This window comes from Bacillus sp. FJAT-44742, from assembly GCF_002797315.1.
GTDB classification, from domain to species: Bacteria; Bacillota; Bacilli; order Bacillales; family Marinococcaceae; genus Thalassorhabdus; species Thalassorhabdus alkalitolerans.
The window spans coordinates 348,354-370,413 of record NZ_KZ454936.1; the positions used below are offsets into that span (position 1 = coordinate 348,354).

At 41.6% G+C, this 22,060-nt stretch carries 23 protein-coding genes, 1 pseudogene and 1 other annotated feature (1 of these 25 running past the window's edge); of the genes and pseudogenes, 14 read left to right on the forward strand and 10 right to left on the reverse strand.

Features of this window, described 5'->3' with window-relative positions:
* Window positions 1–5: 5 nt before the first annotated feature.
* Window positions 6–992, reverse strand: coding sequence for a metal-dependent hydrolase (locus CEF17_RS01705; RefSeq protein WP_100398036.1), 987 nt, complete (start codon window positions 990–992; stop codon window positions 6–8).
* A 169-nt stretch (window positions 993–1,161) separates the two neighbouring features.
* On the opposite strand from CEF17_RS01705, the gene CEF17_RS01710 reads away from it, so the two are divergent.
* The 4 genes from CEF17_RS01710 to CEF17_RS01725 all read left to right on the forward strand — a co-directional run bounded on the left by CEF17_RS01710 (window position 1,162) and on the right by CEF17_RS01725 (window position 5,043).
* A complete protein-coding gene (locus CEF17_RS01710) occupies window positions 1,162–1,485 on the forward strand; it encodes an MFS transporter (protein WP_100398037.1) in 324 nt (107 codons plus the stop codon).
* 32 nt (window positions 1,486–1,517) lie between these two features.
* Window positions 1,518–2,603 carry an A/G-specific adenine glycosylase gene (gene mutY, locus CEF17_RS01715; protein ID WP_100398038.1) on the forward strand — a complete coding sequence of 362 codons (1,086 nt, stop codon included), beginning with the start codon at window positions 1,518–1,520 and terminating at the stop codon, window positions 2,601–2,603.
* Window positions 2,600–3,358 (forward strand): SDR family NAD(P)-dependent oxidoreductase, encoded by a 759-nt coding sequence (locus CEF17_RS01720; protein WP_100398039.1) that lies wholly within the window; start codon window positions 2,600–2,602, stop codon window positions 3,356–3,358. The genes mutY and CEF17_RS01720 overlap by 4 nt, the downstream gene beginning before the upstream one ends.
* 71 nt (window positions 3,359–3,429) lie before the next feature.
* A complete protein-coding gene (locus CEF17_RS01725) occupies window positions 3,430–5,043 on the forward strand; it encodes a gamma-glutamyltransferase family protein (RefSeq protein ID WP_100398040.1) in 1,614 nt (537 codons plus the stop codon).
* A gap of 35 nt (window positions 5,044–5,078) precedes the next feature.
* Here CEF17_RS01725 and CEF17_RS01730 read toward each other — a convergent pair whose 3' ends face one another.
* The 5 genes from CEF17_RS01730 to CEF17_RS01750 form a co-directional block, all read right to left on the reverse strand.
* Window positions 5,079–5,474, reverse strand: a complete 396-nt coding sequence (locus CEF17_RS01730) for a hypothetical protein (protein ID WP_232725388.1) — start codon at window positions 5,472–5,474, stop codon at window positions 5,079–5,081.
* Window positions 5,475–5,553: 79 nt separating this feature from the next.
* The gene (locus CEF17_RS01735) at window positions 5,554–5,877 is read right to left on the reverse strand and encodes a hypothetical protein (protein WP_100398041.1); all 324 of its coding nucleotides are present in this window, start codon (window positions 5,875–5,877) and stop codon (window positions 5,554–5,556) included.
* 85 nt (window positions 5,878–5,962) lie between these two features.
* Complete coding sequence (locus tag CEF17_RS01740) at window positions 5,963–6,928, reverse strand: NADPH:quinone reductase (protein WP_100398042.1); 966 nt, start codon at window positions 6,926–6,928, stop codon at window positions 5,963–5,965.
* Window positions 6,929–6,967: 39 nt separating this feature from the next.
* The gene (locus CEF17_RS01745; protein WP_100398043.1) at window positions 6,968–8,119 is read right to left on the reverse strand and encodes an LL-diaminopimelate aminotransferase; all 1,152 of its coding nucleotides are present in this window, start codon (window positions 8,117–8,119) and stop codon (window positions 6,968–6,970) included.
* A gap of 135 nt (window positions 8,120–8,254) precedes the next feature.
* Window positions 8,255–8,479, reverse strand: a complete 225-nt coding sequence (locus CEF17_RS01750; protein ID WP_054636786.1) for a hypothetical protein — start codon at window positions 8,477–8,479, stop codon at window positions 8,255–8,257.
* An 87-nt stretch (window positions 8,480–8,566) separates the two neighbouring features.
* On the opposite strand from CEF17_RS01750, the gene fabL reads away from it, so the two are divergent.
* From fabL to CEF17_RS01775, 5 genes and pseudogenes are all read left to right on the forward strand, one after another.
* Window positions 8,567–9,316: an enoyl-[acyl-carrier-protein] reductase FabL gene (fabL, locus tag CEF17_RS01755; RefSeq protein WP_054636787.1), complete on the forward strand. Its 750-nt coding sequence runs from the start codon at window positions 8,567–8,569 to the stop codon at window positions 9,314–9,316.
* A 99-nt stretch (window positions 9,317–9,415) separates the two neighbouring features.
* Window positions 9,416–9,574: pseudogene (locus CEF17_RS01760) on the forward strand (gamma-type small acid-soluble spore protein); the annotation flags it as partial.
* Window positions 9,575–10,005: 431 nt separating this feature from the next.
* Window positions 10,006–10,485, forward strand: a complete 480-nt coding sequence (locus CEF17_RS01765; RefSeq protein WP_100398044.1) for a DUF3939 domain-containing protein — start codon at window positions 10,006–10,008, stop codon at window positions 10,483–10,485.
* 13 nt (window positions 10,486–10,498) lie between these two features.
* The gene (ntdP, locus tag CEF17_RS01770) at window positions 10,499–11,026 is read left to right on the forward strand and encodes a nucleoside tri-diphosphate phosphatase (protein ID WP_054636790.1); all 528 of its coding nucleotides are present in this window, start codon (window positions 10,499–10,501) and stop codon (window positions 11,024–11,026) included.
* 325 nt (window positions 11,027–11,351) lie between these two features.
* A complete protein-coding gene (locus CEF17_RS01775) occupies window positions 11,352–13,097 on the forward strand; it encodes an ABC transporter ATP-binding protein (protein WP_100400750.1) in 1,746 nt (581 codons plus the stop codon).
* 131 nt (window positions 13,098–13,228) lie between these two features.
* Here CEF17_RS01775 and CEF17_RS01780 read toward each other — a convergent pair whose 3' ends face one another.
* From CEF17_RS01780 to CEF17_RS01790, 3 genes are all read right to left on the reverse strand, one after another.
* Window positions 13,229–14,308 carry an FUSC family protein gene (locus CEF17_RS01780; RefSeq protein WP_100398045.1) on the reverse strand — a complete coding sequence of 360 codons (1,080 nt, stop codon included), beginning with the start codon at window positions 14,306–14,308 and terminating at the stop codon, window positions 13,229–13,231.
* Window positions 14,309–14,501: 193 nt separating this feature from the next.
* A complete protein-coding gene (locus CEF17_RS01785; RefSeq protein ID WP_100398046.1) occupies window positions 14,502–15,830 on the reverse strand; it encodes a GTPase in 1,329 nt (442 codons plus the stop codon).
* 204 nt (window positions 15,831–16,034) lie between these two features.
* Window positions 16,035–17,330 (reverse strand): glutamate-1-semialdehyde 2,1-aminomutase, encoded by a 1,296-nt coding sequence (locus CEF17_RS01790; RefSeq protein WP_100398047.1) that lies wholly within the window; start codon window positions 17,328–17,330, stop codon window positions 16,035–16,037.
* 127 nt (window positions 17,331–17,457) lie between these two features.
* Here CEF17_RS01790 and bcp point away from each other — a divergent pair, with 127 nt between their 5' ends.
* The 4 genes from bcp to perR all read left to right on the forward strand — a co-directional run bounded on the left by bcp (window position 17,458) and on the right by perR (window position 19,918).
* The gene (gene bcp / locus CEF17_RS01795) at window positions 17,458–17,928 is read left to right on the forward strand and encodes a thioredoxin-dependent thiol peroxidase (RefSeq protein WP_100398048.1); all 471 of its coding nucleotides are present in this window, start codon (window positions 17,458–17,460) and stop codon (window positions 17,926–17,928) included.
* Between the two features lie 59 nt (window positions 17,929–17,987).
* A complete protein-coding gene (locus CEF17_RS01800) occupies window positions 17,988–18,938 on the forward strand; it encodes a D-2-hydroxyacid dehydrogenase (RefSeq protein ID WP_100398049.1) in 951 nt (316 codons plus the stop codon).
* Between the two features lie 131 nt (window positions 18,939–19,069).
* Entirely contained in the window at window positions 19,070–19,375 is a 306-nt protein-coding gene (locus CEF17_RS01805) for a cyclic-di-AMP receptor (protein WP_100398050.1), read from the forward strand.
* Window positions 19,376–19,480: 105 nt separating this feature from the next.
* The gene (gene perR, locus CEF17_RS01810) at window positions 19,481–19,918 is read left to right on the forward strand and encodes a peroxide-responsive transcriptional repressor PerR (protein ID WP_054636803.1); all 438 of its coding nucleotides are present in this window, start codon (window positions 19,481–19,483) and stop codon (window positions 19,916–19,918) included.
* 27 nt (window positions 19,919–19,945) lie between these two features.
* Here perR and CEF17_RS01815 read toward each other — a convergent pair whose 3' ends face one another.
* Complete coding sequence (locus CEF17_RS01815) at window positions 19,946–20,296, reverse strand: YgzB family protein (RefSeq protein ID WP_100398051.1); 351 nt, start codon at window positions 20,294–20,296, stop codon at window positions 19,946–19,948.
* A 206-nt stretch (window positions 20,297–20,502) separates the two neighbouring features.
* On the opposite strand from CEF17_RS01815, the gene CEF17_RS01820 reads away from it, so the two are divergent.
* Window positions 20,503–21,372 carry a nucleotidyltransferase-like protein gene (locus CEF17_RS01820; RefSeq protein WP_100398052.1) on the forward strand — a complete coding sequence of 290 codons (870 nt, stop codon included), beginning with the start codon at window positions 20,503–20,505 and terminating at the stop codon, window positions 21,370–21,372.
* A 403-nt stretch (window positions 21,373–21,775) separates the two neighbouring features.
* Window positions 21,776–22,060, forward strand: a sequence feature (mutual gap in cmsearch alignment for this rRNA model is longer than 100) (it continues 997 nt past the right edge of the window).

The following is a 22,060-nucleotide window of genomic DNA, read 5'->3' on the forward strand; positions in this document are numbered from 1 at the left end:
CACTTTTAGGTGGAAACCCTTCCTTGTTTTAATTTTTTTTCCAAGGTTTCATCGCTGTATATCCAGCCAGTATACGAGGTAAGAATTTCTAAGTCCTGATTCAGTCGTACCACAGCCACAAAAGGATAATAACCTTTTGTTCGGTATCTTAAATCAATGAATTTCACTTCGTATCCGTCCTCCGTTTTCCTCATAATCCACCGATAGGTAGGAGAGAAGGATAGAAAAGCCGATAAATTATCGTCTTTTATGGCAGCCTGAGTAATCTCGTCGCCTGGTATAGGTTCAAATTCGTAGCTTTCAAAATAACGAATATGGTGATCTTTGGACTCAGCTACGTGAAGCATTTCTGGGGTCCGGATAACCAGGTGCCATTTGTTCCATTGGAAGGTCGGAGAAATAAAAACGTGCGTTGTTGAAGGATGCAGCCTTCGGGCATGATTTACTACTTTGTTTCTCGCTCTAATCCTCCACACATAGTAAAAGATCAAAAGGATATAAAGAATCAAGAAGGTCCATCCTGGGTGAGCTCCGTATCTCCATAGAATAAATGCAGCGATATGGCTTAGGAAAATTAGCGGGTCAAATATGTTAATAACCCCCAGAGCAATCCACCGTTTGTTAAAAGGTGAAAGCGCCTGGGTCCCATAAGCGTTAAATATATCGACAAACACATGGAGAAAAACTGCCAAAAAAGTCCACAGCCAAAGGTGGAGTAAGTTAATATCCGGTACAAATCCGTATATGACAGCTGAAATTAAAATAGGCCACATTAACACTGCTGGTATGGAATGTGTGGGTCCCCGGTGGTTCCGGATATAAACGGCGTTATTTTTGAATTTTAGGACTGTATCAAAGTCTGGAGCCTGGGAGCCAACGATAGTAGCTATCATCACTGCCTGCATCATGACAGGGTCCTGTGTGACATTTGGGTCCAATGTGGCTAAACCGCCAAGACCGACTCCCATTACTACGTGGGTACCGGTATCCATACTGCTTGTCCTCCTTCAAACGATAGGTCTGCCTGGTGTTTTCATCCAGCTCACCTGTTATAGAGGGAGCCTTTTATAATAAGGAAAAGACTGTTTTTCACAGACAAAGTCCTGTATGTATATTTTAGTTATACCCGATAAAGGAAAGATTAAAAAGGGGGAAAATAATATGGAAGCAACTCTTCATATTTTTATTGAATATCGGATTAAAGAGGAGCACGTTAAAGAATATGAAGCTTTAATTGAAAATATTGCCGCTTCCCTATCAGAATATGGAGCTGAGAAGTTTCAGTGGTATGCTGCTGAAGACCAGCCTAATTTATATGTAGAGCTTTTTAAAGTGCCAACTAAATCTCATTACCACACATTAAAAAAATGGCGGAAATCTAAAGAGCACCCTTTGTTTGGAAAGTTGGATCCTGTCATTGATGGGGGGCTGGAAAAGCTTAATTGCTGGGCCTTTCAAGCACGTACAGATGAGCTGAAGGAATAAGCGTTTTACTTGAGAAGAAAGGAGGTGCAGGTGTGAGTTATTACCGTGAGGGCGTTGATGTGAATGCATTTCAAGACAACCTGCTTACCTGGTATAGGGAAAATCAAAGAGAGCTGCCTTGGCGGATAAACCAGGACCCTTACCGGGTTTGGGTTTCAGAGGTCATGCTACAGCAAACAAGAGTAGAAACGGTCATTCCCTACTATGAGCGCTTTATGGAATGGTTTCCTACACCGGAGGATTTTGCAAAGGCAGAAGAAGAAAAAGTGATGAAAGCATGGGAAGGTCTTGGGTATTATTCTCGTGTAAGAAATTTACATACTGCAGTAAAAGAAGTAGTAGAAAGATATGGCGGAAAGGTGCCAGATAACAAAAAAGATTTTTCTTCATTAAAAGGAGTAGGACCCTATACAGCTGGTGCAGTACTCAGCATAGCTTATGAACAGCCGGAGCCAGCTGTTGATGGAAACGTAATGAGAGTCCTTTCTCGAGTGCTGCTTGTGACAGATGACATTTCTAAAGGAAAGACACGAAAGCAGTTTGAGGAAGTGATACCTACTTTAATGGGAGGCACTCCCCCTTCGGAATTTAATCAAGCTTTGATGGAATTAGGAGCCCTTGTCTGTACGCCCAAATCCCCGGGGTGTTTGTTGTGTCCGGTCCAAAGTCAATGTGAGGCGAGAAAACAGGGAGTGCAGCAGGAACTTCCGGTTAAAGGTAAAAAGAAGGCTCCCGCTTTAAAAGAAATGGCAGCTATTATTATTAAAGATTCAAAGGGGAAATTTCTCATAAACCAACGGGGCAGCAAAGGTCTGCTGGCCAGGTTATGGGAGTTTCCAAATACAGAAGCTGAAGCGACTTCCAGCCAGAAGGTTGATTTAGAAACTTTCTTAAAGGAAGAATATGGCGTGGAAGCTGCAGCAGGAGATTCTGTTCAAAACGTACAGCATGTCTTTTCCCACCTCGTCTGGGATATTACAGTATACGAAGGCACATTAAAAAATGCAGATGAAATAAAGGGTAACTGCAAGTGGGTTAGTATGGAGGAAGCAAGAAACCTGGCTTTTCCTGTATCACATCAAAAAATACTAAAAACAATAGAGGAGGAAGAGGCATGAACCTTGAGCTTGAAAATAATAAAGTGTTAATAACAGGCGGCTCCAAAGGGATTGGAAAAGGGATTGCCAAAGCTTTTCTTGAAGAAGGTGCAGAAGTAGGGATTGTTGGAAGAGGCATAGAGGCGTTAGAACAGGCCAAAAGAGAGCTGGGGAATGTGTTTATTTACCAGGGTGATGTGTCAAAGGCAGAAGACAGAAGAAGAATATTCCAGGAATTTATTAGTGACCATAAACGAATAGACGTATTAGTTAATAATGCAGGAGGCTCCCAAGGTTCAACCACTGCTGAAACTGAAATGGCCGAATTTGAGCAGGCAATGCAGCTGAACCATTTTTCAGCGGTCCATTTATCCAAGCTTGCCCATGCAGAAATGAAAAAAAATTACTCAGGCAGTATTATTAATATTTCTTCCATCTTTGGCCGGGAAAGTGGGGGTAAGGTTACATATAACAATGCTAAGGCGGCCATGATCTCTTTTACAAAATCCTTTGCCAACGAGGCCATTAAAGATGGTATACGTGTAAACAGTGTAGCCCCGGGGTCCATTTTACATCCTACAGGAAACTGGCAAAAAAGACTTGAAGAAAACCCGGATAAAATCAACAAGTTTATAAAGGATGAAATTCCAGGAGGTCGCTTTGGAAATGTGGAGGAAGTAGCTAATGTGGTTGTCTTTTTAGCCAGTGACAAAGCATCATGGGTGGTAGGAGCCAGTTTAAATGTAGATGGCGGACAATCGAGAATGAATATGTAGTATATGTAAGTGAAAACATTTAAGTACGTCTTTTATTAAAACTTTGAAAACGACATTGGAGGATTTTTATTATGTTATCATTTGACCCTCATTTTTACCCTTACCAATCCCAAAGGATGACAACATACGCGAAAAAAGGAGTAGTTGCAACCTCTCAGCCTCTGGCTGCACAAGCTGGCCTTGAGATGTTGAAAAAAGGGGGGAATGCAGTTGATGCAGCGATTGCAACGGCTGCGTGTCTGACTGTGGTAGAGCCTACTTCAAATGGCATTGGCGGTGACGCTTTTGCCCTTGTATGGATAAAGGATAAGCTCCATGGCTTAAACGCTAGCGGTCCTTCACCGGCTTCTATTTCTATTGAAAAGGTAAAGGAGCAAGGCCATGAGGAGATCCCAAAGTTTGGTTTTATTCCTGTTACCGTTCCCGGCGTTCCGGCAGCATGGGCGGAATTATCTGAAAGGTTTGGAAAGCTTCCTTTTAAAGAATTAATGGAACCAGCAATCAAGTATGCAGAAGAGGGCTACCCTCTTTCTCCAGTGCTTGCTTACTTTTGGGAACGAGGGGCGTCTGTCTATCAAAGTTCATTAAAGGGTGAGGAATTTACCGCATGGTTTGACACGTTTACCCCTGGAGGCCGTGTGCCAAAGGCAGGCGATGTATGGAAGTCACAGAACCATGCAGATACTCTCAGAAGAATTGCTGAAACGAAATCAAAGGATTTTTATGAAGGAGAACTGGCAGATAAAATGGATGCCTTCTCCAAAAAGTATGGAGGCTTTCTTCGAAAAGAGGATTTACAAGACTTTACACCAGAGTGGGTAGATCCTATAAGTGTCAACTATAAAGGCTACGACATATGGGAAATACCACCCAATGGACAAGGATTGATTGCTCTTGAAGCCCTGAATATCGCCAAGAATTTACCTTCCGTTCATCGGGAGGAAGAAAAAGGGCTTCATAACCAGATTGAAGCAATGAAGCTCGCTTTTTCAGACGGGCTTCAGTATATTACAGAAGAGAGTGAGATGAAAGCATCTGCTAAGGACTTATTAAGTGAGAAATACGCAAAGGAAAGAAGTCAATTGATAGGAGAGAAAGCTCTTACGCCGGCAGCAGGGGAGCCTCCAAAAGGAGGAACCGTTTATTTGGCTGCCGCCGATGAAGAGGGAAATATGGTGTCTTTCATTCAAAGTAATTATATGGGATTTGGCTCTGGACTGGTTGTTCCTGAAACAGGAATTGCTCTTCAAAACAGAGGTCATAACTTCTCAATGGATCCAGCTCATGATAATTCACTTGCAGGAGGAAAAAGAACGTTCCATACCATTATTCCAGGGTTCATGACCAAGGATGGACAAGCAGTGGGACCATTTGGTGTGATGGGAGCATTTATGCAGCCTCAAGGTCATTTGCAGGTAGTCTTAAACACAATAGATCTCGGCTTAAATCCACAGGCGGCTCTGGATGCTCCTAGGTGGCAGTGGATGTCCGGGAAAAAAATAGTGTTAGAACACTCTTTTCCTAACCATTTGGTTCAGGCGCTTGCAAGAAGAGGTCATGAGGTGCAAGTCGCTTCTCATCCTGGTGTATTTGGAAGAGGACAGATTATATGGAGAAACCAGGAAACAGGAGTATACGCAGCGGGAACCGAAGCAAGAACTGACGGCTCTGTTGCCGCCTGGTAAAAATACAAAAAATAACAGCCCATCATTCTGGGCTGTTATTTTTGTTGAAATTGAGTCTTGGTTCCATGGCGCATGTTTCGTTTAGGCTCATCGTTTACAAGGTGGATTTCCTCAATCTGCTGCCTCGTAATTGGTGATCCGTATTGATAAATCACTTCAAATACTTTATCCAGGTCATGTTGAAATTCCTTCCGGTCACTTTCAGGTATCTTTTCGTTTAAGCTGCGGTTAGGCATTAAATTCTTCGTGTCAAAATCATGAGACTGGGTTTCTGACAACAGCTTTTGCAAATCTTGTAATTCATCAGGCGTACATTCCACTTCATATTGTATTAAATCCGAGTCCTCAATCTTAACAGGGCTGATATCATCCATACTGATAGGGTTTAGGTTTACATAATACTTTTGCTTTTCCACATTTCTCAACTCCATACTGTAATACGTCCTAGCCATAGCTTGTGTATGAAGAGAAGAGTGTATACAAAAAAAGTAAAGAGCAATTTTATGCTCTTTACTTTTTAATAATATCTTCTCGAAGTTCTCCGATAACTTGTTTGGTTTCCTCGGTACCATAATCGTAAATCTTTTGATAAAGCTTGGCGTCTCTTTCTTGAAATTCCTTTTTCTCATTGTCTGCTTTTGTTTCATGAAAGGGCTGACCGATTTGGTGAGGCTCGACATCATGGTCTTTTAACGTAGAAAGAAGGTCTTCAAGTTCTTTTCTTTCATCAGGAGTCACCCTTACCTCATATTGAATTGTATTTTCATCGGTTCTAATGTTGTAAAGGCCGAGCATGGCCTGATCAAGTGCAACGTAATAAGTTTCTTTTTCCATGAGATCCTCTCCTTTGACTGGCTTCTTTTATTGAGTGATATACCCTTAGGAGAAGATCTTCACACATATAAAAAAGAAGAGGGAGTTAAAGAGTAAGAACAATGTTCCCCATGACTTTATTTCCTTCGAGCTCCAGATGGGCTTTGCTCGCTTCTGAAAGAGGAAAAGTCTTTCCTAAGTGTGGAACTAACGTTTCTTCTCTAAGCATTTTAGTGACTTCCTGTCCGGCTTTTTGTATGGACTCAACAGGCGTTGTAAAGAGAAGAATGCCAAGAAGAGATGCCTGTTTTTGATTTAGGAGACGCCAGGGAAGCTCAGGTGAATTGTTTTTGGGTGAACCGATCGTTACAATTCTGCCCCCAACTTTTATGATCTCTAAATCATTTTCAATGTTTTCACTTAAGGAAACATCCAGAATCACATCGACACCCTGATTACCTGTTATTTCTTTAATCTTTTCTGGAAAAGCTGAATCTTTATAATTCACTACATGGTCTGCGCCGAGCTGCCTCACGAATTGTTCCTTTTCTTCATTTCCGGCTGTAGCAATGACCTTTGCTTTTTTTAAGCGGGCCATTTGGACAGCCGCGTGCCCTACGGCTCCGGAAGCTCCGTAAATCAGCACGGTTTCTCCCTCTTTAAGCCCGGCACGGTGAAACAAGGACAGATGTGCTGTTAACACCGGGATACCTAGTGATGCCCCTTCTTCAAAACTGATGTTATCAGGAAGTGGGAAAATGTGGTCCTCACTGGCAACAGCATATTCTGCAGCCGTCCCAGATACATTTGTACCCCACACACGGTCTCCTTTCTTAAAAGAAGAAACCCCTTCTCCTGTTTCCTCAATGGTTCCGGCCAGATCAAAATGAGGAATGTGAGGAAACTGTGGGACTTCGCGAATGCCTGCTCTAAAATAGGTGTCCACAGGATTTACGCCACTTGCTTCTACTTTAATCAGTATTTCGTTATCTTCCTTTATTTCAGGGCGGTTCAGATCTTCCAGCTTTAATACTTCAGGTCCTCCGTATTCTCTAAAAGCTGCTGCTTTCATGGTTATTCCTCCTTAGAATGTTTAGTGAAAAAGCGAATTTTATATAAGAGAAGTTAAGCGCAAGCCTGCCTCTCGTAAACGTTCATCTGATTGTACTAGAGCGATGCGGACATATCCTTCTCCTCCCATTCCAAAAGCATTTCCTGGCGTAACTACTACCCCCTGCTCAATAGCCTCTAATGAAAAGGACAAAGAGGTATAATGAGGTGGGATCATTGCCCAGATAAACATGCCGCCATCAGGCTTTCGTACATTCCAGCCATTTTCAGTGAGTGAGTCAAACAATACATCTCTTCTTGCCTGGTATGTTTCTTTGTGTGCTTGCAAAAAAGAGTAGTCACTTGTTAAAGCTTTTATAGCAGCGTTTTGGATCGGAAGGAACACTCCGTAATCTATGTGAGATTTCAATGAAGCCAATGGCTTAAGTAGTGATGGATAGCCAATGAGGTAGCCAATTCTTGCTCCCGCCATGTTAAAGCTCTTAGAAAGAGAATTAAACTCCACTGCTATTTTCTTGGCATCAGGGATGTGAAAGATACTGATGGGTTCATTGTTGTCAAAGATAAGTTCAGAGTAAGCAAAGTCATGGACAATTAGTATGTTGTGCTTTAAGCCGAAGGAAATCATTTCTTTAAAATATTCTTTAGTAGCTAAGGCTGCTGTAGGGTTACCAGGGTAGTTAAAAATCATCATTTTAGCTCTTCGCAATATATCAAGAGGTATCAAGGATAAATCAGGCATAAAATTATTATCTTCATTGACAGGCACAGTGTATAAGTCAGCACCGGCGAGTCGGGCACATGCTGAATAGATTGGATACCCAGGATCAGGAGCAATAATAATGTCACCAGGGTCTAAATAAGCCAGTGCCAAGTGAGCCAATCCATCCTGGGACCCCATTAACTGAAGCACTTCATCAGGGAGAATAGACACGCCGAATCTCTCTTTGTAATAGTGGCAGACTGCTTCTTGGAAATCAGATGTTCCTTTTAAGGTATAGCCGTACTGGCCTTCCTCCCTGGCGTTTTCTGCAAGGCTGTCACGAATTTCCTGGGGAGGAGGAAGATCCGGGCTTCCTATACTTAAGTCAATAATGTCATGACCCTGGGTCGCTTTTTCAGCCTTCTTGGCTGCTAATTCACTAAATACACTGGCAGTAAGGTCATTCATCCTGGTTGCAGGCTGTATCAAGTAGGTTCATCCTTTCTCAGAAAATAATGGGTATGTATTATAACAAAGGCAATCTTTCTTTTACCTTATCACTATCCATAAAGAGAGGTAAAGAAGAAAGCGGCCGTCCCAGTGGGGGACAGCCGCCATCCTAGTTTAATCATAGTTAATTCGTGTTCCGTGCTCCCAGCTCGCTTCATTCCTTTTGATATCATCCCTGTTACCTATTTCCTCTAATATTTCGCGGTAAATAGTTGCGCCTTCCGGATTTAAGTAAGGCATGATTTGCTGGAAGCTGTGATGAAAGTGAAGAAGTTCTTTGTTACTCCACTTTGTTTTAGGAGTCATGGAAAGTTCAGTGAAATCTCTGCCTACATACATGCTCTCACCTCACCTTTAGTTTTTCTGTGAAGGAGACTTTCTATACGTTATAATGAGACGAGACGTATTACGATGGAGGGAATACATATGAATGAAAAGGTTGCTCTGGTCACTGGAAGCAGCAGAGGGATCGGCAAAAATATTGCCCTTAAATTAGCTGATCAAGGTTATCATGTAGTCATTAATTATGCTCGGAGCAAAAAAGCTGCAGAACAAACAGCTGCGGAGATAGAAGAAAGAGGGGTTAAGGCTCTTACCATTAAGGCTAATGTTGGAAAGCCTGAAAAAATCAAAGAAATGTTCCAGGAAATTAATGACACATTTGGACGCCTGGATGTTTTTGTGAACAACGCCGCTTCAGGCGTCCTGCGTCCAGCCATGGAACTTGAAGAAAGCCATTGGAACTGGACGATGGACATCAACAGCAAGGCCTTGTTATTTTGTGCTCAAGAAGCAGCAAAGCTCATGGAGAAGAACGATGGAGGAAAAATAGTCAGTTTGAGCTCACTTGGCTCCCAGCGTGTTCTTCCAAACTATACAGCCGTCGGGGTTTCAAAAGCCGCCGTTGAGGCGCTTACTCGTTATTTAGCTGTTGAATTGGCCTCTAAGAATATTGTGGTTAACGCTGTTTCAGGAGGAGCAGTAGACACGGATGCACTGACCCATTTCCCTAACAGGGAGGAATTACTGGAGGATGCAGCAAACAGAACTCCGGCTGGAAGAATGGTGGAAACAGAAGACCTTGCAAATGGCGTGATGTTTTTATTGTCAGAAGAAGCGTATATGGTCAGGGGACAAACGTTAATTATTGATGGTGGTATTTCCCTTCTAACCTAACAAAATTAGGCAGTGTAACTGTCGAATAACCTCTACCCTTCACGGGCATCTTAAGCCATGTGGAGGTGAAATAAGATGAAAAACCAACAACAAAACCAAGCGTCTAAAACTAACGCTCAGCAAGTAAGAAAACAAAATGCTCAAGCTGCCCAAAACCAAGGTTTTAAAACTGAATTTGCGAGTGAAACAAACGCTCAAGAAGTACGTCAGCAAAACCAGCAGTCTCAGCAGCGTAAGCAGCAAAACCAACAGCAATAACAGCCCTTCACAGAGGAACCTCTCCAGTCAGAGGTTCCTCTTTTTCTATGAGCTCCCAATGATGATTTAGATTGTAGATAAACGTGGGAGACGCCATTCGTAATTGGCATGGCGTAAGGTAAGACACAGACTGAAAAAAGCACCGTGAATGCGACTGTAATGAAGCAAGAATGGGTGAAGAACTTGTACCTTTAAATGCAAATGACTCTTTTATGATTGTAAAGGGGAAGGTGTATTTCTCAGTTTAAAGACAGTCCTTATGAAGCATGCGTATGGTAAAGGTCAACCGTCAGGATTTTTTCACCTATGTACATATTTCCATACCCTTGTGTATGTTTATCCGAAAGTCCATTCTCCTTCGTTTCAAAATAAACACACAAGTTGTATAATGGAAGAGAGAAGATAAAAAGGAATAAGAAAGGTTGATCATTATGGACAACCTCTCAGGGAAGTTGCAGAAGCTTTTTAAGGGAAACAAGGAGAATAAAGTGGAGGAGGAATATCCAGTTCGGCCTGTGTCTGTAGAGGAAGTCCGCCGGGGAATACAGAACCTGGCAAACAGTCTTCCAATGGGAGTCAGTATCCGATCCTTTATTAAACATGATCATTCTGTTGACTTTGAGTTGTTAAAGCCAGTATTAAAGGCTGTTCCAGACAGAAAGTTCTACATGTCCAAAGAAACATTTGAAGTATTTGAGGATGCTGAAACACCAAAGACAATGGATCAAGTACAACTGGCAGTGGACCAATATATTAAGGCAAATGGAGAGTTGCCTGTGGTTCAGGGAGATCCAACCCACAAAGTCTCCTACTTTCTCATTAAAGATTACCTGCGGGTGAAACCATCCTTTGATTTATACCTTGATGAAAAGGATCACCTGGTAATGTTAGAGCCAAATGGTGAAAAGTAGGAAGGAGTCAGTTATGGAATTTCCGCAGACAGGCAGCACGATTGAAGTGCAAAGTTATAAGCACAACGGAACACTTCATCGAGTTTGGGAAGAAACACTAGTTTTAAAAGGCACATCTAAAGAAATTATCGGTGGAAATGACCGTATTCTTGTTCAAGAAGCAGACGGAAGAAAATGGAGAACGAGAGAACCCGCCATTTGCTATTTTCACGGTGATAAGTGGTTCAATGTTATTGGCATGGTAAGAGCAGACGGGATCTATTATTATTGTAACCTTGGCACTCCTTTTCTATGGGATGAAGAAGCATTGAAATATATTGACTACGACTTGGATATTAAGATCTTTCCTGATATGACCTATACACTGTTAGATGAGGATGAATATCTCCAGCACAAAAGGGAAATGGAATATCCCAGAAAAGTTGACCGGAAAATAAGGCACGGGGTCAAAGAACTGCAGAGCTGGATTCATCAACGAAAAGGGCCTTTTGCCCCGCAATTCGTTGAACAGTGGTATGAGAGGTATTTATCATATCGATAATGACTTCGTGTTAGAAATTAAGGGAGAAACAACATGTCCTGATGATGGTGGCTATGGAGTTTCCCAAGTTCAAAAAAAGTCAGTGAGAAGGACCTGGAGGGTGGTTACCTTATAGGTCCTTGTCTTTTTCTTTTTGGCTTCTGGTTTCTGTTAAAGGGTAATATTGTTTTATAAAAGTCTTTCGGTTGTATGATAAACGTGCGATTTTGGTAATCGCATGGAAGAAGATCTCGCAGGGTGGTACTCCTGACATTCATATAAAACATAAATAACGGCTTCTTGTTTGAACATAAACAAAATATGTATTGAAAAAGGGGGGAGAAATCTGGACAGTATAAAGAGATACCTGAAATTTGTAATGCCATACAAAAAAATAATTTTCTTTACAATTTTAATAGGATTGCTCAAATTCGGAATACCATTGCTTACACCGCTCATTCTGGCTTATGTAATTGACGATATTATATTGGCTGAAGGAATTCCCACTTCTGAGAGAGTGAGCACGTTATTTTGGCTGTTAGGAATCGCGATTGCTGTATTTCTTGTTATCAGGCCGCCCGTGGAGTATTATAGACAATATTTTGCCCAGTGGACGGGAAGCAAAGTATTGTATGACATCCGCGACCAATTGTTTAGCCACATCCAAAAGCTGAGTCTGCGTTTTTATTCAAATAGAAAAGCAGGGGAGATTATATCCCGGGTTATTCATGATGTTGAACAGACAAAGAATTTTGTGATCACTGGATTGATGAATATATGGCTGGATATGTTTACGATACTTATTGTTCTTGTTATTATGCTCACCATGAATGCCTGGCTGACTTTAGTGGCTATTGCGTTATTCCCTCTTTATGTTATATCAATTAAGTACTTTTACAGCAGGCTTCGTATGCTTACTCGTGTGCGGTCGCAAGCACTCGCAGAAGTACAGGGTCACCTTCATGAAAGGGTTCAGGGAATGAGCGTTATTCGAAGTTTTGCTTTGGAGGAATATGAACAGAAGCAGTTTGACAGAAGAAACAGCCATTTTTTAGATAAAGCAATTGACCATACGAAATGGAATGCCAAAACATTTGCAGTTGTTAACACCATTACTGATATAGCTCCTTTAATAGTGATATTAGCCGCTGGATATTTTGTTTTGACGGCAGGGCTGCAGGTTGGGGAAATGGTAGCCTTTGTTGCATACATGGAACGGCTATATAATCCTTTACGGCGGTTAATTAATTCTTCAACCACTTTAACTCAGTCTATTGCTTCTATGGACAGGGTGTTTGAATTTGTAGATGAGAAATATGATATTGAGGATCAAAAGGGAGCAGTCCCTGTAAAAAATGCTCAAGGCTCTGTTTACTTTGACCATGTCAGCTTTCAATATTCTGACGAGAATGAATGGGTCCTGAATGATATTAACCTTGATGTACGACCGGGAGAAACGGTAGCACTTGTGGGGATGAGCGGCGGGGGGAAAAGTACACTTGTAAGCTTAATCCCAAGATTTTATGACGTGACTCATGGCAGAATATTGCTCGACGGAAGAGATATTAGAGAATATCAGGTCAGAAGTCTGCGTGATAATATTGGCATGGTTTTGCAGGATAATATTTTGTTTAGTGATTCGGTTCGGTTGAACATCTTGATGGGAAATCCTGAAGCTAGTGAAGAGGAAGTCATTCGAGCTGCTAAAGCAGCAAATGCTCATGATTTTATCCTGAACCTGCCGGATGGGTATGATACAGAGGTAGGAGAAAGAGGAGTGAAGCTTTCAGGAGGACAAAAGCAGCGTATTGCAATTGCAAGAGTCTTTTTAAAGAACCCTCCTTTGCTTATTTTTGATGAGGCTACGTCAGCATTGGATTTAGAAAGTGAGCATTTAATTCAAGAAGCGATGCAAGAACTGGCCAAGGACCGCACTACTTTTATAGTGGCGCATCGTCTTTCTACTATCACTCACTCTGATCGGATTATAGTTATAGAAAATGGAAAAGTAATTGAAAGCGGGAGCCATCATGAGCTCATCCAAAAGAAGGGCGCTTATCAAAAACTGTTTAATGTGCAACAGCTTTCCTGAATGAATAAAAAGAACCTTGCTCTGTCGAGCGAGGTTCTTTTGTTATGGAGACAGATTTATCCTTAAAAGTTGCAGTAAGGACAAGGAGAATCCATGCCTGACTAGACAGCCAGTTGCCCCCTGTCTTACTATCAATCTTCATCCCTTATTTCGACTTGGTTCACATTGGTGTGATAGTTAAAGAAGCTTTCGACAAGGCGATCTAAATGCTCCAGCTGCTCGTTGTATTCAACAATGTGCGAGACGATAGGGAGAATGTGCAGCCATTCATCACGATTAATCTCATGGTGATCATATAAATCCATAAATAAATCAGTAAGAGACTCTTTTCCTTCGTCTACTTCCTCAGCCATCTCATCAGTGAGCTTTGTATTGACTTTGCCAACATACCGCAAAAGAATCCGGTCGTGATAATTCGTTAAGTGGTCGAGCTGGTCTCTTACCAGCTTTTGGAGCCGGTCGGGCATGTGTTGAAGGTCATTTCCATATTTATCGAGTGTACGAAGGATCATAAACGATTTTTTCAAGGTGAAAAGCATGTGTTTAAAAAGCACAATCTTTCTTGCTTTTCCAAGCTTGCTTTTGGTGAAATAAGTTCTTTCTTCTTTGTATAAAAGATAGAGGTTATCCATTTTAATGATATTTTCGTTAATTCTTGGGATGTCTTTCTTTAACGACTGCTGGTTGGTTTCATGTCTGGTAACCAGACGGATCCAGCGAATAACTTCTTCTGTGTTATACACAAGCTTTCGATAAAGGCGCGTTTCATACTTAGGCGGAATAAACAATAAATTTACTATAAAGGCAGCAAAAACCCCCACCATAATAAGGAAGAATCTAGAAGCGGCAAAGGCAATAAAATCATCTGTCGGATTGCCCATAATGATAATAATCGTGACAAGTGCAAGAGGAATAGTTGATTCATCCAGCTTTAGCTTAATCAGGATAGCAATCGCAACAACAACAGTGACACCGATAATGACTGGTTCATGGCCAAAGGTCATGGCAAAAGCCACAGCAAGAACGGCCCCAATTATATTTCCTTGCACCTGATCGAGAATTGTTTGATACGTCCGGTAAATAGAAGGCTGAATCGCAAATGTGGCAGCAAGTGCTCCATACATTGCCGGTTCGAGCCCCAGCCAGGAGGCTGTATATAGAGCGAGAACAATGGCCAGGCCTGTCTTGAAAATTCTTGCCCCTAGTTTCATCTAGTGTAACGAGTCCTTTCTTGATGGTTTAAAAACCTTATTGTAGATTAAGATTTCTTGCAGCAGTTATGTCCAATTCGGTACTATACACCTTTTGGAAGGTTTCATCAAGAACAAAAAAGGAGGGAAAGAAGACAAAGAGCCACTAACAAAGGGCTCCGCTAATATTATTAACGAAACCCTCCTTTTACATTTATTGTTCTTCAGCTATATCTTGCTCATTGTCTTCCTCAAGTCTATGATAATCAATTTCTTCCTCGGCCATTTCGTTTTCAATGTTTTCATCGATTTGTGCCTTTACAGCGTCTGCATTTCCTTGTTCGTATATTTCTTTGGCTTCTTCTGCGCTTTTGTTTTCAATAAAGTAAGCTATTGAAGCCTGGCAAAGACCCCACGTTGCGGTAGCTGCAATGGTTCCAGAAATAGCATGTCCTACAGCAGGAAAGACGTATTTACTCAGGGAACGGGCCATTTGCCGGAGTGCTAAAGCTGAACCGATATTTACACCGATTGCTGTCAGGAATTCAACAATTGTTTTTCTGCTTAAATCCCTTCCAGAAACATAGGCGATTGCAGAAATCATAGATATCTGAATGCTGGTAATGATAGGAAGGTCCCCCCAGGGGATAGGCTGGGCTCCTATTCCACCAGTCAGTGCAGAGGCACTTTTGCCTATAGAACGAGCAATTTTTTTTTGGATTTCAGCTGCCTGGGTAATTTTTGCCCAGGACATCCAAGTGCTGTCAGGCAAATGATCTAATAAAAAATCAAGCAGCAGATCTATATTCCATCGTCGGTCATATACTATTTCTTCATCCTTAAAGGCAAGATAGGCGCATACGGGAATGGTGCCCGCAATCTGTGGAAGGGAGTTTTTTAAATGAGTGTCTAAATGAGTTACAGCTTCTTGGATATGTTCTTCTTTTTCCTCACCGAAAGGAGGTTCAGCATCATATATAGGGTCTAATTCATCGACCTGAGTTACAATCCCAATAATAGGGGGAGAGTAATCATGATGAGCATGGACAAAGTTTCTTAGCTCTTCCAGCTGGGCAATATCCTCTTGTATCCTTGCATCTACTTCTTTTGCTTTTACTAAAAAGAGAAAGGCATCTGGATATTTTTCTAAAAGAGAGTATTTGACTTCTTCTAACGCATCTTCCTCCTGCACATCTTCCACAGGGGCAGATCCTTCCCCAAGCCCTCTTGTATCGAGGACCTCCATTTCTGAATCCTTCTCTTCATGATGGTACATATGCCAGCTTCCTTGGCCTGTCTGAGCTTTAACGGATCCTATCTCTGCTACTGGGGAACTGAATACCGCATTTAGCAGCGTCGATTTTCCTGACCCTCTCCGGCCTACAACTGCAAACCTGGGAGGGCGGGATCGCAGAAAAAGCTCTTCCAGCCGATATACTTCTTCGTCTACTTTATTACGTAAAGGCCCGGGAAGCCTGGGCATTAATTTTTCTTTAATCAGCTCAATAGGCTGTTCTAAATTTTCTCTTTCAATAGAGGGCATATTTCTCCTCCTTTTTAGAATGCTCCTTACCCTTTCCCTTTTTAGGTAAGAAATATGTATTTTTCTATTAGGAAAAAAGAGGATGAGGGGAAGCCACCCCTAAAAGGATACTTGAAAGCATTTTTAAAAGACTTTCATTTACGTTACAAAAAAACTGCTCTGCTTAGGAGGGCAGAGCAGCAAAGATTAATGAATAGATTGCTCTCATAGAGCAGAGAGTTTTTCAAAAGCTTGATCTACTGCTGCTATTGTTTCTTCTATATCTTCTTTTGTGTGTTCTGTTGTCAGGAACCATGCTTCATACTTTGATGGTGCAAGGTTTATGCCCTGGTTGAGTAATGCTTTGAAGAAGGAAGCAAACAATTCCCCGTCGCTGTTTTCTGCGCCTTCATAGTTTGTTACTTTTTTGTCTGTGAAATACACCGTTAAGGCGCCCTTTAACCGGTTAATTTGTATACATATATTGTGCTTTTCAGCCGCATTTAGAATCCCTTCTTCCAACAGGGAGCCAAGCTTGTCGAGCCGCTCGTAAATTCCCTCCTCGCGGAGTACCTCTAAGCAGGCAATACCAGCGCTCATAGAAGCCGGGTTTCCCGACATGGTCCCAGCCTGATAAGCCGGTCCAAGTGGTGCTACTTCCTCCATAATATCAACACGGCCGCCGTATGCCCCTATAGGGAGCCCGCCGCCGATAATTTTGCCCATAGCTGTCATATCCGGTTCTATTCCAAGATAATTTTGCGCTCCGCCATACATGAAGCGGAAGGCGGTTATAACTTCATCATAGATAACGAGACCCCCTGCTTCGTGGGTGAGGTCATTTACCTGTTGAAGAAAGCCTTCTTTCGGTTCAACAATTCCAAAGTTGCCGACGATTGGCTCTACAAGCACAGCCGCGATCTCGTCTCCCCAATGCTGTAAAGCCTCTTTATAAGCTTCGATATCATTAAAAGGAACCGTGATCACTTCTTCTGCAATGTTCTTTGTCACACCCGCCGAATCAGGTGAACCTAGAGTAGAAGGACCGGAGCCCGCAGCAACAAGCACCAGGTCAGAATGACCGTGGTAGCATCCTGCAAACTTAATAATCTTATCTCTGCCTGTATAGGCTCTGGCAACCCTTATCGTGGTCATGACTGCCTCTGTTCCCGAGTTTACAAAACGTACTTTTTCAAGAGAAGGAACCGCCTCTTTAAGCATTTTGGCAAACTGGTTTTCAAGCTTCGTAGGTGTCCCGTATAAAGTCCCGTTTTCGGCAGCTTTTGTGATGGCTTGTGTGATGTGGGGGTGAGCGTGTCCGGTAATAATAGGTCCGTAGGCGCCTAAATAATCTATGTACCGGTTTCCGTCAACATCATAAAAATAAGCTCCTTTTCCTTTTTCCATAAATACAGGTATCCCGCCGCCTACACCTTTAAAAGAGCGAGAGGGGCTGTTTACCCCGCCGACAATATGTTCGCAGGCTTCTTTATATAGCTTTTCTGAGTTAGTGAAATTCATTTATGTCACTCCTTATGTATACTCTTTGTACATTCTAGCATAAAAGGCAGGGGGCCTTTTAAGTTGTGAAATTTCCTTGCTTTGGTTACTCTAATACGTAAGAAAATGAAACAGGGGGAATGTGATCATGACTGTAAAAGAAGGGCAGCAGGCACCGGATTTTTCTCTTCCGGCAAGTAATGGAGAAACCGTTTCTCTTTCAGAATTTAAAGGGAAGAATGTAGTGTTATATTTTTACCCTAAAGACATGACACCGGGCTGCACCACACAAGCCTGTGACTTTAGAGACTTCAGTGAAGAATTTGAAAAGACAGATACTGTAGTCATTGGAATTAGTCCGGATCCTATGGAGAGACACAAGAAATTTATTGAAAAGCACGGGCTATCCTTTTTACTTTTAGCTGACGAAGACAAAAAGGCCGCGGAAGCATATGAAGTCTGGAAGTTAAAAAAGAATTTTGGTAAAGAATACATGGGAATTGAACGTTCAACCTTTGTGATTGATAAACAAGGGAAAATCGTGAAAGAATGGCGAAAGGTAAGAGTCAAGGAGCATGTTGAGGAAGTGATGAATTACGTTAAAGAAAATCTGGCGTGAGATTGAATGAAAAACTCTCATCTCGTTTAAGATAAAAATCGGTAAGGAGGATTTTCATCGTGAGAATCGTTTCTTCAGCAAAGATAAAAACAGCATTGCAGGAGGATCTTGAAGAGTCCTTTCAACATGCAGAATTTCGTTTTTTCGGTGATATAGATGAAGCCAGGTCTTCTTTGCCGGAAGCAGATGTACTCCTAACCTATGGAGAGGATCTTACTGACAGAGAGATTAAAGAAGCAAAGAATCTTAAATGGATTATGGTAATTTCAGCAGGGATGGACCTCATGCCTTTTGAAGCGATTGAGGATAAAGGTATTATGGTTACAAATGCCAGGGGGATACATAAAAAGCCTATGGCAGAATACACGATGGCTATGATTCTTCAATACGCACGACAAGCCTCTATTGTAAGAAAAAATGAAGAGAGAAGAAGATGGGATCGAAAAGTTACAATGACCGAGATCAATCAGCAGTCTATTGGTATCCTGGGTCCCGGAGCAATCGGCGGAGAAATAGCCAGGCTTGCGAAAGCGTTTGGTATGAAAACTATGGGATATAACCGCAGCGGACGTCCTGTAGAACATGTGGATCATATCTATTCAGATCACCAGTTGGACCAGCTTTTAAGTGTGTCGGATTACGTTGTTTCTGTTCTGCCGGCTACAGAGGAAACACATAACATGGCAGACCGTTCATTCTTTCAAAAGATGAATTCATCAGGCGTTTTTATTAATATTGGACGAGGCAGTACGGTGAAGGAAGAGGAATTAATTCATGCGCTTGATAATGGAGAGCTTGCACATGCAATCCTTGATGTTTTTAAAGAAGAGCCCCTTCCTGAAGATCATCCGTTCTGGGAGATGGAAAAGGTTACAGTGACGCCGCATCTTTCGGGAATTTCACCACAATACCACCCCCGGGCTCTGGAAATTTTTAAAAGGAATCTTGAAGTCTTTCTTGCCGGGGGAGAAGAATATATTAACAGTGTAGATACGTCTAAAGGGTATTAAACGGCCTTACGAACAGCGCCTCTTCCTTATATAATAATTATAATAATGTAGGAAAACATCTAATTAGAAATGTTATAATGTAGACGGAGAGATTGTGAAATGAGGAGTGTAAGCTTTAGGGGGGATGCTTGTTGAAACTGTTTATTTGTATTGTGGAAAGTTTTTACCGGGATGAGATTGAAACAAAAATGAAGGAAAAAGGATACCGAATGACAGAATTATCAAGCAGCGGGGGATTTTTAAAACGTGGGAACACAACCTTTCTCTTTGGAGTTAGAGACAGCGGAGTTGTAGAGCTGAAATCTTCCTTGAAGGATATATGCACAGCTTATGAACAGAAAAAAGGCAAGTGTTCTCCGGATTCACACCGCTTTACCTCCTTTTTGCTCGATGCTTCAGAAGGCGCACATTTCCTTGCTTCATTGCATGGGAAATAGAAGAAAAGGGGAGCGTACTTGTTGACAATAAATGTCTATCTCTTATACAATAAATTATAACCATTATTAAGAAAGAATTGCTTTATGGAAGTGAGGTGCATGACGATGGCAACTGAACGCATTCAACAAGCGGTTAATGCATTAAAGACTACCAGGGTTCGCATGACCCCGCAACGTCATGCCATATTGGAATATTTATTTGAATCTATGAGTCACCCAACAGCTGACGAAATATATAAAGCTCTTGAAGGTAAATTTCCAAATATGAGCGTAGCTACAGTGTATAATAACCTTCGTGTCTTTAAAGATGTAGGAATCGTAAAGGAATTAACTTATGGAGACTCTTCCAGCAGGTTTGACTGTGTAACCACTGAACATTACCATGTTATTTGTGAAGAGTGCGAAAAAATAGTTGATTTTCATTATCCAGGGCTAGATGAAGTGGAAACTCTGGCTGAGCATGTAACAGGATTCCAGATTGAAAGCCATAGAATGGAGATCTATGGTACATGTGATGAATGTTTGGAGAAAAAGAAGCATTAAAAAAAGCTGGGCGCTTGAAGTAAGCGCTCAGCTTTTTTTTCTGTTATATTTTAAATCGAATTCTTTGCCTTCAAGCTCTGCGTCAAGAGTTAATGGTTCGTTACAAGCCATACAGGCATCTACGCGCCCTAGAATTTTTGTGGTCTTTCCGCAATTAGGGCATTGGACTGTTACAGTTTTGGTGGACATCATGCCAATCCAGAAATACACCCCGCTGCTTGCAAGGATAAATATAAAACCAAGGATCATTGTTACAGACATAATAACGGGTGAGGTACGAAAGAAGATGCCAATATACATCACGAGTATACCTACAAAGACAAGAACAAGAGCGAATGTCCTTATCTTATTAATCTTACTGGTTGTTTTTGCTGCCATATTTATACCCTCCTGAAAAGTTAGTATACCATAATCAGGGAAAGGGAGAAATGACAAGAACATGACAGATCAGAAAACATTCCTTTACAACGAAAAAGGGATTAGTGAATTGGTGTCGAACTTTTGTTTTAGAAGTACATGAAGAGAATTATGTACAAAGTGATGGCAGAAGAAAGAAGGAGAGGGGAAAAGGGAGGGAGCAAAAGATGAAAGAGAAGTTTCAACATATATATAAAGAATTCGAAAACAGCCCGGATACCCTCGGGATCTTGTCAGTAAGAAAAAAAGAAACACAAGAATCTTTTACAGACTTCTTTGATGTAATAGTGGTTGTCATTGTGAAAATGGAAACCCAGACGAATGTAAAGCACTATGATTGTGACGGCCGATCAGTCGCACTTCATCTCGTTACGGAAAAGGAAATCTTTCATTGGATGATTACCGGAGCAAATAGAAAAGTCATTGAATGGGTTTTTAAAGGAAGAATACTTTTCAATAGAAATGAAGCAGTTACTTCCTTAAGAGAAAGGTTAAATAATTTCCATGCTGTTGATCAGGAGCAGAAAATAGGTGTGGAATTTGCTAAGCTTATCCGATACTTCGAGGATGGGAAATCTCTATATAACGGTTTGAATTTCCTTGATGCTTTTCATCATTTCATGCGAGCTCTCCAGCATTTAGCTCGTCTGAATATTATAGAACAAGGGAGATATCCGGAAATTACTGTCTGGGAACAGGTGAGGGATATTGAGCCGGAAACGTATAAATTGTATCAGGAATTAGTGCTGGGTGAAGAGCCTCTTGAAAAAAGACTGGAATTATTAATGATTGCTATTGAGTTTGCGATACGATCTAACCTGAAAATAGGAAGCGTACATTTGTTGACTGTTATGGAAAAGCGGACAGGTTCATGGACTTTTGAAGAATTAGCCGGGCAAAGAGAAGTACAGGAGTATATTATCGATTTGGAAGTGGTGATTGCTTACCTGGCTGACCAGGGGGTGATTGAGAAGTTTGAGAAAGATTCCAGCACACCGGGTGTCTCTTACTTAAACTATCATTTGCAAGAAAGATAACAATTTATGATTGACGCTAGGTTACATAGGTGATATATTATTAAACGTCGCTGATTCGCAGCGGCGATTTCTTTTCTAAAAATAATAAAAAAACTTGTTGACTGTTTCGTGACAGCATGTTACATTGTTAATCCGCGCTTAAAAGCAAGCAAGTCAGGAAAATCCTTTTACAAAAGGGTATTGACAGCTAAGTGAGCGCATGATAAATTGTTAATTGTCGCTTAAGAACAGCGAGTCACCAAAAACGAATTAAAAAAACTTGTTGACTTGGTATTAGCGATATGTTATCATGAGTAAGTCGCCAAAAAAACGGCGGACAAGTTGTCCTTTGAAAATCGAATGAAAGTCAAACGTCAGTTAATTTCTATTAAAGTAAGTTAAGTTAGTTTCAAACATCTTCATTTTATCGGAGAGTTTGATCCTGGCTCAGGACGAACGCTGGCGGCGTGCCTAATACATGCAAGTCGAGCGCAGGAAACAAGCTGTGCCCTTCGGGGCAAAGCTTGTGGAATGAGCGGCGGACGGGTGAGTAACACGTGGGCAACCTGCCTTACAGACTGGGATAACCCCGGGAAACCGGGGCTAATACCGGATAATCAAGAAGGTCACATGATCTTCTTGTAAAAGTTGGGATTTATCCTAACACTGTGAGATGGGCCCGCGGCGCATTAGCTAGTTGGTGAGGTAA

What these genes read in the sequence shown, in the direction of transcription:
- CEF17_RS01705 (WP_100398036.1), bottom strand. Translation starts at nt 992, where the DNA reads ATGGATACCGGTACCCACGTAGTAATGGGAGTCGGTCTTGGCGGTTTA.
- CEF17_RS01710 (WP_100398037.1), top strand. Translation starts at nt 1,162, where the DNA reads ATGGAAGCAACTCTTCATATTTTTATTGAATATCGGATTAAAGAGGAG.
- CEF17_RS01720 (WP_100398039.1), top strand. Translation starts at nt 2,600, where the DNA reads ATGAACCTTGAGCTTGAAAATAATAAAGTGTTAATAACAGGCGGCTCC.
- CEF17_RS01725 (WP_100398040.1), top strand. Translation starts at nt 3,430, where the DNA reads ATGTTATCATTTGACCCTCATTTTTACCCTTACCAATCCCAAAGGATG.
- CEF17_RS01730 (WP_232725388.1), bottom strand. Translation starts at nt 5,474, where the DNA reads ATGGAGTTGAGAAATGTGGAAAAGCAAAAGTATTATGTAAACCTAAAC.
- CEF17_RS01735 (WP_100398041.1), bottom strand. Translation starts at nt 5,877, where the DNA reads ATGGAAAAAGAAACTTATTACGTTGCACTTGATCAGGCCATGCTCGGC.
- CEF17_RS01740 (WP_100398042.1), bottom strand. Translation starts at nt 6,928, where the DNA reads ATGAAAGCAGCAGCTTTTAGAGAATACGGAGGACCTGAAGTATTAAAG.
- CEF17_RS01750 (WP_054636786.1), bottom strand. Translation starts at nt 8,479, where the DNA reads ATGTATGTAGGCAGAGATTTCACTGAACTTTCCATGACTCCTAAAACA.
- fabL (WP_054636787.1), top strand. Translation starts at nt 8,567, where the DNA reads ATGAATGAAAAGGTTGCTCTGGTCACTGGAAGCAGCAGAGGGATCGGC.
- CEF17_RS01765 (WP_100398044.1), top strand. Translation starts at nt 10,006, where the DNA reads ATGGACAACCTCTCAGGGAAGTTGCAGAAGCTTTTTAAGGGAAACAAG.
- ntdP (WP_054636790.1), top strand. Translation starts at nt 10,499, where the DNA reads ATGGAATTTCCGCAGACAGGCAGCACGATTGAAGTGCAAAGTTATAAG.
- CEF17_RS01780 (WP_100398045.1), bottom strand. Translation starts at nt 14,308, where the DNA reads ATGAAACTAGGGGCAAGAATTTTCAAGACAGGCCTGGCCATTGTTCTC.
- CEF17_RS01785 (WP_100398046.1), bottom strand. Translation starts at nt 15,830, where the DNA reads ATGCCCTCTATTGAAAGAGAAAATTTAGAACAGCCTATTGAGCTGATT.
- CEF17_RS01790 (WP_100398047.1), bottom strand. Translation starts at nt 17,330, where the DNA reads ATGAATTTCACTAACTCAGAAAAGCTATATAAAGAAGCCTGCGAACAT.
- bcp (WP_100398048.1), top strand. Translation starts at nt 17,458, where the DNA reads ATGACTGTAAAAGAAGGGCAGCAGGCACCGGATTTTTCTCTTCCGGCA.
- perR (WP_054636803.1), top strand. Translation starts at nt 19,481, where the DNA reads ATGGCAACTGAACGCATTCAACAAGCGGTTAATGCATTAAAGACTACC.
- CEF17_RS01815 (WP_100398051.1), bottom strand. Translation starts at nt 20,296, where the DNA reads ATGGCAGCAAAAACAACCAGTAAGATTAATAAGATAAGGACATTCGCT.
- CEF17_RS01820 (WP_100398052.1), top strand. Translation starts at nt 20,503, where the DNA reads ATGAAAGAGAAGTTTCAACATATATATAAAGAATTCGAAAACAGCCCG.